Raw genomic sequence first — 6,480 nt, 5'->3', positions numbered from 1 at the left:
TACGAAGTACGAAGGGAGGTCAAAGAAATCCCTGAATACCGTTCTACAAAACCGCTATGTCATTTCGATAGGAGGTGCGAAGTACCGATTGAGAAATCTGAATGAGGTACGAGGGAAGAAAGGAAAAGAAGTACGAAAGGAGGTCAAAGAAATCTCTGAATACCGTTCGAAAAAACCTCTATGTCATTTCGATATGAGGTACGAAGTACCGATTGAGAAATCCAGAATGCATGCAAGTGTAATTGAAAACAGTTATTTTGAGATTTCTCACGCGCACTTCGTGCGGTTCGAAATGACAGCTATACGTTACACCAGCTTATTTTAAACCCAAACAGTCATTTCGATAAGAGGTACGAAGTACCGACTGAGAAATCTGAATGAGGTACGAGGTAAGAAAGGAAAGAAGTACGAGGTAAGTAGGAATGAAGCACGAAGTAAGAAGTTAAGAAGTACGAAGGGAGGTCAAAGAAATCCCGGAATACCGTTCTACAAAACTTCTATGTCATTTCGATATGAGGTGCGAAGTACCGATTGAGAAATCTAAAGGATGGAAGAGGACGACGAAGTGCAGCAGGTTATTTACAGCAAACTGATCATAATCAGTGCCAACAACATCTCCTGGCGGAGATGCGGACAACCATTACCCTTTAATGTCTGCAATAACTCCTATTCCCTCATATAAAAATTTATCTATTTAACCTTGTTTTATTAACTGTTTTGTAGGAATTTTAAGCCACCCTTAAGCTTAATTCCATTGGATTTGGAATTCCATATAAAAGCTATACAGATTTACTGTTTATAGGTCAAATTGGGTATGTATAGCTATATTTTACATCTTTACAAATAAGTTGGCAAGCATTATTAATTAACTATATAAATTGGAAACAGTTATTATGAATTGGGAAGCTATCTCGGCAATAGGTCAAATAGTTGGTGCTTTAGCAGTATTAATTACTTTGATTTATCTGGCAATACAGCTAAAACAAAATACAGCAACAGTAGCTACATCAACTTATGAAAGCACCATGACTGGCTTTAATGATATTAATGTAGTTGTAGCAAGCCACCCTGAACTTGCCTCTCTGCTTGATCGTGGATGCCAAAAACCAGATACACTTACATCAACAGAAATTGTTCAGTTTAATTTCATTCTTAGATGCTATGCTAATCAATGGTGGAAACTTTACAAGCTTTACAAGAGAGGCAACCTGCCACTTAAAGAATGGAAAATCTTTGCGCAAGAAGCTTCTCAATTTTTTGAACAACCCGGTTGCAAACCATTCCGCTATCAGAACTCACTCTTCGCAGATCTTTACCTGGAATTCGACAAATATAACACTGGCACTATTTCAGATTTCGGCTTTGGACTTAAAAATCAACCTAATGAGTAAGGCAATAAATATTTAATCCAATTAAAGATTGAGTTACGCTTGCCAACAGCGGCTATAACCTGCCTGCCCTCCTAAGGCGGGCCTGCCCTCCGCAGTCGGGCGCGCCCGCCTCTGGTGGGTTCATCACGCCACGGGCGTGACAATATCATAGCCAAGACCGTTATCATCAATTAATTTAAAATCAAATAAAGATGAAAGTTACAGCTGAGAAAAATGAAAAAGTTGCAAAAATGATATTTGCATCTATTTATCCACTTTACTTAAATAGATTGGTGAAGAATGGAAGAACCAAGGAAGAACTGAACCAAGTAATAGCATGGCTAACTGGATTTGATGAAGATAAAATACAAGAGCTTATTGAAGAGAAAGTAACATTTGAAACATTTTTTCAAAGAGCAGAAATACATCCAAATGCACACCTTATTAAAGGAGTAGTTTGTGGTTATCGAATTGAAGAAATAGAGGATGAATTTGAATTGTATAGACAATGTAGGCGTATGGAAAAGCTGATTGATGAATTGGCAAGAGGTCGTAAAATGGAGAAAATTTTACGTGAAGAAAAAAAATAAAAACTGGTGTTAACAAGGTGTATGATGTTCATAGCTGCTAAACGCAGCTACGCCACATACACAAACCGTTGTCATTCTTTGCGAAACTAACTCTGAACGAAAAAATAGGAATTTAAGACATTATGAAACAAATATATATTCTAACAACCTTTATGCTATTTAGTTTGGTTACATCACCTCTGTTTGCTCAACAGGATAGTTTTACCAAGGACTATTTGGATCGATTAGAAAATTCCCGTAAGTATTTAATTCTTGTCGCAGAAACAATGCCAGAGGACAAATATGACTTTAGAGCATCGCCGGAATCATTGACCTTTGCTGAAAATTTAATGCATATAGGTTATGCAATAGATTGGCATAGTCAGTCATTATTAGGTGGACGAGAATCCAGGGATTGGAAAACAGACACAATTTTTAAGGTTGCAAATAAATCTAAAAAAGAAATGATTGCTACAATTGATTTAATTAAACAATTTGATACAACTCAATTTGATGATGAGTTAGACTATTTCGGATTGAATAGGACAAAACGACAAATTTTCTTATTACTTGCAGACCACGTAACTCACCACAGAGCACAAATGCTTGTTTATATGAGACTAAATGGACTCGTTCCGCCCAGATATGTTTTGTTTCAATAACTCATTGTTCTAGATCACTAAAACATCTATAGCTCTACAAAATGCGGGTCTTGTTTTTAAATGTATTGTACTTATAATATTTGTTGTACTATCTTAGTTCTATAGGTGGTATATCATCAATAATAATATACCATTGTTGTGCACAATTCTAAAAAATATAGTCCTTATGTTTAACAAGTTTACTGTCTTAATTCTAGTCTTAGTTGCATTCGCAAATCAGGGTAATTCTCAATCTCTGAATAATCTCATAGAAATCAATAAGGTCTGGAAGAAATTTTATCTGGCATATGACTCGTTGGATTATAAACTGATGGCTGAGATTCATTCAAATAAATTGATCCGAATATCAGGTGGCAAAAGGATACTAGAGTATGAAACTTACATAAACAACTATAAAACAAATTTTGAGAAAGCCAAAGAAAATAACTTTTCAAACAAGATCTCACTACGATTCTTTGAAAGAATTAATAATGATTCCATTGCAAGCGAAAGAGGCATATACAAACTGGTCAGAATCGAAAATGAGAAGAATCAGCAAGCCTATTATGGTCAATTTCATGTCCTTTTTATAAAAGAAAAGGATGAATGGAAGATATTAATGGATTATGATTCGAATGAGGCGAACAATATAGGAGAAAAAGATTACCTCAAAGCTAACGGAATAAATGAACTGGATATGTTTACTCAGAACTAAACTGTGCACAACAAAAGCTAAAATGTATTAGCACCTATGCTGAAGCTTCGGCGTAAGCATAAAACGCAGTTTAGCCAACCTGTTGCCAATAATTTAGAAAAAATGAAAATGAAGTCAATAAGCTTTATCAGAAAAGGAGAAGGAGAAAATTACAATTACGCTCAGGATCATTGCTTTATTAAGCTTTCATCACGAGATACGAATGGAGAGTTATGTATAATCGAAGACACTTTAAAACCCGGGTTTCATTTAAATCGGCACCATCATAAAATAATGACAGAGGTTTTCTACATGTTAGAAGGTGAACTGGAACTCATTTTTGATAACGAAACAACAATCCTCAAAGAAGGCGATACCATCACTGTTCCGCCAAAAGTTTGGCATGAAGCTAATTGTAAAAATGGAGGAAAAATGCTAACGATATTTAAGAACGGTGAATTCGACATTTTTTTAGAACGGCTTTCTAAGATGACAGAGGATGATTTTTCTAATGAAGTATTGATGAAGTCCATCTCTGAAAAATTTGACATTTATGAGGAATAAAAAAGTGTACAATAAAACCTAAACCATAGTACAACATGCCTAACCAAAATAAGGCCAATTTTTGGCTAGATCTATTGGATCAGATTGTCGATGTTTTTTTTAAAAGTTCACGTAAAAGTTCACGAAGGAGAACCTATCATCAACATGTGGTGCCTCACGAAAAAGGTTGGGCCGTACGGCGTGAGGGTAATAAACGTATCACGTCTAAACACCGACGCCAGGATACGGCCATCAGAAAAGCCAAAAGAATTGCTAAAAAATATAAGGCTGATGTTATTGTGCACAGAGCAGATGGTACGATAAGAGATCGGATGGGGTATGATTAGAGGGTAATAATTTTATGGACGGGAGGGCGTAATAATCTTATGATAATCCTTGTGATGATAATTGAAACACACCAAGAAGTTAAATCCAAAAATCGCTCTTTAGTGCAAATTAAGCGCTATAAAATTTTGGCCAATACAGACCTCCGCCCAATTGAAATGAACTGCACAAAAACAGAGCTTTACAACTTCAAATAATGAAAACACAGAATTATTTCCAATTTTCAGTTTTAAGGTTCATAGTCGCTATTAAAACGTCCTTTTGAGAAATTTGTCCGACCAATTTACCATTTTCAACAATTGGAAAACGTCGTCGTTTGGCTTCAAGGAATTTATTGGCGGCATCAAAAATATTCATGTCTCCGTCAATGGTTTCAACATTTTTAATCATACTATCCTCTACCTTTGCATCATCAAGAGGCATATTATAATACCTGCTCTTACTTATATGACTAATACAGTCACCCTCGGAAATAACACCAATCAACTCGTTCTCTTCATTCACCACCGGGCCTCCGGAAATTCTATTGGATATCAGTATTTCAATAACTTCTTGCATAGACTGTTCCGGCTTAAAAGTGATTAATTTCTTTGTCATAAAATCACTTACCTTAAATGGTATTTCATCCCCTGATGGCTCTGACATTCTGCGACCTTGAAAACTTTTAATTCCCATAGTATTTGTTTTTTGGTATTCTATTAAGTTACTATATCTGGGAAAAATAACCTAAAAAATAGCAAACTTTTAAGAAAAAATATACATTATATCGTCTGCGAGTACCTGATTATCAGTATTATATAATTGGCAATTTCAGCCAGGGTAACCGCTAATAGTAACATGTTCCGGGGATACTAATTTTAACACGAGCAAGATGCCTGTCTGCCGACAAGGCAGGCTCGCGCTAGCGGAGGGATGGACAAGTCCGGCTTATCTGATTTTCAACACGAGCAAGATGCTCGCGCTAGCGGGGGGGATTGGAATTTGAGATTTGGTACTTGTCATCTGGTGCTTGTCATCTGGTGCTTGTCATCTGGTGCTTGTGATTTGGAATTTTAAAAACCTTGTTTTTTCAAAGAAGCAGGATGCCCGGACCAGATGGAGTTTATCGGCCTTGTTTAATAATTTCTTACCTTAGAAAGAACAACCAACTTTTCTTCTCATGATTGGCTTCTTTAGAGGACAGAGCGTTAAAAAAACATTCCGTGAATGTTTTTAGCGAATGGGCCTGCCTGCCACGCGGGCATTAATAATAAATCTATGATTAATTTTTTTAGACGCATACGTAAAAAACTAGCAGACGACAATAAGCCTTTAAAATACATGAGGTATGCTATTGGTGAGATACTGTTAGTGGTTGTTGGTATTCTGATAGCATTACAGGTGAATAATTGGAATGAGTACCGGCAAGAGCGTAGATCGGAGTTGAACTTCTTGTCCAGAATCCGGGAAGACCTCATGGTTGATAACGCCTATTTCAAAAGACGAATTGATGATGCTAACCAATTCATTGCCTCAAGTGATGAATTTCTAAACAGCTTGTTTGACAAACAACATTCAATTGCGGATGCGGATGCTATGATGGAACTATTTCGAGAATTTGACAGTTCAGAAATGATGACCACGCAAAATTCTACCATTTCCGAAATGCTTTACGCTGGCAAACTGGAATTAATAACCAATCCCGAATTAAAGTCGTTACTTCTGGATTATTACAGAAAGAGTGAAGAGGCTGCCAAGCATATTGCCGAATTCAATGCATATACGGTAGATGTCTTAAATATCATGGTAGACAAGGCGCCCAATATTTATATCATGGAAGCCTACCTTGAGATCGATTTAGCATTTGAAGAAGAGTTTGGGTACTTGAACGACCCATCTTCCGGCGAATTTAAAGCCATCACCTATACAGCCGGTCTTTATGGAACCAAACATGGAGTTTTCCTTGGGTATTTCAAGGAATTGGAAGTGCTTTCTGAGGAGTTGATAAAACGGCTAGAACAGTTGGAATAAGCTTGTAACTGCCTATTTGATATGATTAAAATTACTAACTTACCCGCAACCAACCTCAAACCATGCTACGCTTTTTCCGTCAAATACGTCAACGCTTGCTAACTGAAAACCCGCCAAATGGGCGGGCAGGCAAGTTTAGTAAATACCTGCTGTATGCAGTTGGAGAGATACTGCTTGTTGTGATTGGGATTCTGATAGCATTACAGGTGAATAATTGGAATGAATACAAAAAAGAAAGAATACAGGAACGAAAAATATTAACGGAGCTTTTGACTTCCTTAGAGCATAATTACAGCAGAATGATTTCG

10 protein-coding genes are annotated in these 6,480 nt (G+C 36.7%); 9 read left to right on the top strand and 1 reads right to left on the bottom strand.

The window, feature by feature from the left end:
* The 7 genes from Q0X77_RS15140 to Q0X77_RS15110 all read left to right on the top strand — a co-directional run.
* A partial coding sequence (locus Q0X77_RS15140; RefSeq protein WP_297798659.1) for a hypothetical protein occupies window positions 1–325 on the top strand: 325 nt, incomplete at its 5' end.
* Window positions 326–878: 553 nt separating this feature from the next.
* The gene (locus Q0X77_RS15135; protein WP_297798658.1) at window positions 879–1,391 is read left to right on the top strand and encodes a hypothetical protein; all 513 of its coding nucleotides are present in this window, start codon (window positions 879–881) and stop codon (window positions 1,389–1,391) included.
* A 191-nt stretch (window positions 1,392–1,582) separates the two neighbouring features.
* Window positions 1,583–1,960: a DUF2200 domain-containing protein gene (locus Q0X77_RS15130; RefSeq protein ID WP_297798657.1), complete on the top strand. Its 378-nt coding sequence runs from the start codon at window positions 1,583–1,585 to the stop codon at window positions 1,958–1,960.
* Between the two features lie 122 nt (window positions 1,961–2,082).
* Entirely contained in the window at window positions 2,083–2,601 is a 519-nt protein-coding gene (locus Q0X77_RS15125) for a DinB family protein (RefSeq protein ID WP_297798656.1), read from the top strand.
* A gap of 166 nt (window positions 2,602–2,767) precedes the next feature.
* Window positions 2,768–3,295 (top strand): hypothetical protein, encoded by a 528-nt coding sequence (locus tag Q0X77_RS15120; protein ID WP_297798655.1) that lies wholly within the window; start codon window positions 2,768–2,770, stop codon window positions 3,293–3,295.
* Between the two features lie 36 nt (window positions 3,296–3,331).
* Window positions 3,332–3,838 carry a cupin domain-containing protein gene (locus Q0X77_RS15115; RefSeq protein WP_297798654.1) on the top strand — a complete coding sequence of 169 codons (507 nt, stop codon included), beginning with the start codon at window positions 3,332–3,334 and terminating at the stop codon, window positions 3,836–3,838.
* 35 nt (window positions 3,839–3,873) lie between these two features.
* On the top strand, window positions 3,874–4,164 hold the full coding sequence (locus Q0X77_RS15110) for a DUF2188 domain-containing protein (RefSeq protein WP_297798653.1): 291 nt from the start codon (window positions 3,874–3,876) through the stop codon (window positions 4,162–4,164).
* A gap of 208 nt (window positions 4,165–4,372) precedes the next feature.
* Here the strand turns inward: Q0X77_RS15110 and Q0X77_RS15105 are convergent, their stop codons facing one another.
* Window positions 4,373–4,837, bottom strand: a complete 465-nt coding sequence (locus tag Q0X77_RS15105; protein ID WP_297798652.1) for a CBS domain-containing protein — start codon at window positions 4,835–4,837, stop codon at window positions 4,373–4,375.
* Between the two features lie 582 nt (window positions 4,838–5,419).
* Between Q0X77_RS15105 and Q0X77_RS15100 the strand changes: the two genes are divergently transcribed.
* Window positions 5,420–6,172 carry a DUF6090 family protein gene (locus Q0X77_RS15100; RefSeq protein ID WP_297798651.1) on the top strand — a complete coding sequence of 251 codons (753 nt, stop codon included), beginning with the start codon at window positions 5,420–5,422 and terminating at the stop codon, window positions 6,170–6,172.
* 62 nt (window positions 6,173–6,234) lie between these two features.
* The coding region (locus Q0X77_RS15095) for a DUF6090 family protein (protein ID WP_297798650.1) at window positions 6,235–6,480 on the top strand (246 nt) is incomplete at its 3' end.

Source organism: uncultured Eudoraea sp., from assembly GCF_947258925.1.
GTDB lineage: Bacteria > Bacteroidota > Bacteroidia > Flavobacteriales > Flavobacteriaceae > Eudoraea.
The sequence above is the reverse complement of the archived record's forward strand: the minus strand, read 5'-3'. Positions and strand labels throughout refer to the sequence as shown.

Excerpts from the sequence above, each read along its gene's own strand:
- Q0X77_RS15115 (WP_297798654.1), top strand. The coding sequence starts at position 3,332 with ATGCTGAAGCTTCGGCGTAAGCATAAAACGCAGTTTAGCCAACCTGTT.
- Q0X77_RS15105 (WP_297798652.1), bottom strand. The coding sequence starts at position 4,837 with ATGGGAATTAAAAGTTTTCAAGGTCGCAGAATGTCAGAGCCATCAGGG.
- Q0X77_RS15120 (WP_297798655.1), top strand. The coding sequence starts at position 2,768 with ATGTTTAACAAGTTTACTGTCTTAATTCTAGTCTTAGTTGCATTCGCA.
- Q0X77_RS15130 (WP_297798657.1), top strand. The coding sequence starts at position 1,583 with ATGAAAGTTACAGCTGAGAAAAATGAAAAAGTTGCAAAAATGATATTT.
- Q0X77_RS15125 (WP_297798656.1), top strand. The coding sequence starts at position 2,083 with ATGAAACAAATATATATTCTAACAACCTTTATGCTATTTAGTTTGGTT.
- Q0X77_RS15110 (WP_297798653.1), top strand. The coding sequence starts at position 3,874 with ATGCCTAACCAAAATAAGGCCAATTTTTGGCTAGATCTATTGGATCAG.
- Q0X77_RS15100 (WP_297798651.1), top strand. The coding sequence starts at position 5,420 with ATGATTAATTTTTTTAGACGCATACGTAAAAAACTAGCAGACGACAAT.